Here is a 3,415-nt window from a genome sequence, read left to right on the forward strand (position 1 = left end):
CCCGGGCGCTGACCCGGCACCTGCGCGAGCGCGGCGCGATGCGGGTCGGCATCTCCAGCGTCGAGGACGACCCGGCCGCGCTGCTGGAGCGGGTGCGCCGTTCGCCGCAGATGGTCGGCGCGAACCTGTCCGACGAGGTGACCACCGCCAAGCCGTACGTGGTCGAGGCGGAGGGCGAGCACCGGTTCACGGTGGCCGCGGTGGACCTGGGCATCAAGCGCAACGTGCCGCGCCGGCTCGCCGCCCGCGGCGTCACCACCCACGTGCTGCCCGCCGGGTCGACGATCGAGGACCTGCTCGCCACCGGCGCGGACGCGGTCTTCTTCTCGCCCGGCCCGGGCGACCCGGCGACCGCCGACGGTCCGGTGGCGCTGGCCCGGGAGGTGCTGGCCCGGCGGATCCCGCTGTTCGGCATCTGCTTCGGCAGCCAGATCCTCGGCCGGGCGCTCGGCTTCGGCACCTACAAGCTGGGGTACGGCCACCGCGGCATCAACCAGCCGGTGCTCGACCGGGCCACCGGCAAGGTCGAGGTGACCAGCCACAACCACGGCTTCGCGGTGCAGGTGCCGGGCGCCGGGGACGGCGCGGTGGTGCCGGATCAGGTGATCCAGACCGAGTTCGGCGGTGTCCAGGTGTCACACGTCTGCCTCAATGACAACGTGGTCGAGGGGCTGCGGGGCGTCGACATCCCCGCTTTCACCGTCCAGTACCACCCGGAGGCGGCGGCCGGCCCGCACGACGCGGACTACCTCTTCGACCGTTTCGCAGAGCTGATCGAGGGGCGCAAGAATGCCTAAGCGGACCGACCTCAAGCACGTCCTGGTGATCGGCTCCGGGCCGATCGTGATCGGACAGGCCTGCGAGTTCGACTACTCCGGCACCCAGGCCTGCCGGGTGCTGCGCAGCGAGGGGATCCGGGTCAGCCTGGTCAACTCCAACCCGGCGACGATCATGACGGACCCGGAGTTCGCCGACGCCACGTACGTCGAGCCGATCACCCCGGAGTTCGTCGAGCTGGTCATCGCCAAGGAGCGCCCCGACGCGCTGCTGCCGACGCTCGGCGGGCAGACCGCGCTGAACACCGCCGTCGCGCTGCACGAGGCCGGCGTGCTGGAGAAGTACGGCGTCGAGCTGATCGGCGCGAACATCGAGGCGATCAACCGGGGCGAGGACCGGCAGCTGTTCAAGGAGATCGTCGCGAAGGCCGGCGTACGGCTGGGCCTGGAGGATCCGTCCGCGCTGGTGCCGCGCTCGCGGGTCTGCCACTCGATGGACGAGGTCCGCGAGACGGTCGCCGAGCTGGGCCTGCCGGTGGTCATCCGGCCGTCGTTCACGATGGGCGGCCTCGGTTCCGGCATGGCGCACACCGACGAGGACCTGGAGCGCATCGCTGGCTCGGGCCTGGCGGCCAGCCCGGTGCACGAGGTGCTCATCGAGGAGAGCGTGCTCGGCTGGAAGGAGTACGAGCTCGAACTGATGCGCGACCGCCACGACAACGTGGTGGTGGTCTGCTCGATCGAGAACGTCGACCCGATGGGCGTGCACACCGGCGACAGCGTCACCGTCGCGCCGTCGATGACGCTCACCGACCGGGAGTACCAGCGGCTGCGTGACCTCGGCATCGCGGTGCTGCGCGAGGTCGGGGTGGACACCGGCGGCTGCAACATCCAGTTCGCGGTCAACCCGGCCGACGGCCGGATCGTCGTGATCGAGATGAACCCCCGGGTGTCGCGTTCCTCGGCGCTGGCGTCGAAGGCCACCGGCTTCCCGATCGCGAAGATCGCCGCGAAGCTGGCCATCGGCTACACGCTGGACGAGATCCCGAACGACATCACGCTCAAGACGCCGGCCGCGTTCGAGCCGACGCTCGACTACGTGGTGGTGAAGATCCCCCGGTTCGCGTTCGAGAAGTTCCCCGGCGCCGACCCGGAGCTGACCACCACCATGAAGTCGGTGGGCGAGGCGATGAGCCTGGGCCGCAACTTCACCGAGGCGCTGAACAAGGCGATGCGCTCGATGGAAACCAAGGCGTCGGGTTTCTGGACCACTCCGGACCCGGACGGCGCCACGTTGGAGAACACCCTCGCGGCGCTGCGGACGCCGCACGACGGCCGGCTCTACACCGTCGAGCGGGCGCTGCGCCTGGGCGCGTCGATCGCCGAGGTGTCCGAGGCGTCCGGCGGCATGGACCCGTGGTTCCTGGACCAGATCGCCTCGCTGGTCGAGCTGCGCGCCGAGATCGTGGCCGCGCCGGTGCTCGACGCCGGTCTGCTGCGCCGGGCCAAGCGCGCCGGCCTGTCCGACCGGCAGCTCGCCGCGCTGCGTCCCGAGCTGGCCGCCGAGGACGGCGTCCGCACGCTGCGCCACCGGCTCGGCGTACGGCCGGTCTACAAGACGGTGGACACCTGCGCGGCCGAGTTCGAGGCGACCACGCCGTACCACTACTCGACCTACGACTCGGAGACCGAGGTGGCGCCCTCGGCGCGGCCGAAGGTGCTGATCCTGGGCTCCGGGCCGAACCGGATCGGTCAGGGCATCGAGTTCGACTACTCGTGCGTGCACGCGGTCCAGGCGCTCCGGGCCGTGGACTACGAGACGGTGATGGTCAACTGCAACCCGGAGACCGTCTCCACCGACTACGACACCGCCGACCGGCTCTACTTCGAGCCGCTGACGTTCGAGGACGTGCTGGAGGTCTGGCACGCCGAGGACTCCTCCGGCAAGGCCGCCGGCGGCCCCGGCGTGATCGGGGTGATCGTCCAGCTCGGCGGGCAGACGCCGCTCGGCCTGGCCCAGCGGCTCAAGAACGCCGGGGTGCCGATCGTCGGGACGTCCCCGGAGTCGATCCACCTGGCCGAGGAGCGCGGCGCGTTCGGCGCGGTGCTGTCCCGGGCCGGGCTGCGCGCGCCCGCGCACGGCATGGCCACCTCGTACGACGAGGCGAAGGCGATCGCCGACGAGATCGGGTACCCGGTGCTGGTCCGTCCTTCGTACGTGCTCGGCGGGCGCGGCATGGAGATCGTGTACGACGACGCTACGCTGCGCGACTACATCGGCCGGGCCACCGCCATCTCGCCGGACCGCCCGGTGCTGGTGGACCGGTTCCTGGACGACGCCATCGAGATCGACGTGGACGCGCTCGTGGACGCCGACGGCGACGTCTACCTGGGCGGCGTGATGGAGCACATCGAGGAGGCCGGCATCCACTCCGGCGACTCGTCCTGCGCGCTGCCGCCGATCACCCTGGCCGGCTCGCACCTGGCCCAGGTGCGCCGCTACACCGAGGAGATCGCCCGCGGCGTCGGGGTGCGCGGCCTGCTCAACGTCCAGTACGCGCTGCAGGGCGACATGCTCTACGTGCTGGAGGCCAACCCGCGTGCCTCCCGTACCGTGCCGTTCGTCTCGAAGGCCACGG

At 71.3% G+C, this 3,415-nt stretch carries 2 protein-coding genes; both read left to right on the forward strand.

Features of this window, described 5'->3' with window-relative positions:
* Window positions 1–797: carbamoyl phosphate synthase small subunit (locus KBX39_RS26860; protein WP_210873133.1), on the forward strand; the 797-nt coding region annotated here is incomplete at its 5' end.
* A partial coding sequence (gene carB / locus KBX39_RS26865) for a carbamoyl-phosphate synthase large subunit (RefSeq protein WP_210873135.1) occupies window positions 790–3,415 on the forward strand: 2,626 nt, incomplete at its 3' end. The genes KBX39_RS26860 and carB, both read left to right, overlap by 8 nt.

It is taken from the genome of Micromonospora sp. D75, assembly GCF_018070405.1.
GTDB lineage: Bacteria > Actinomycetota > Actinomycetes > Mycobacteriales > Micromonosporaceae > Micromonospora > Micromonospora chalcea.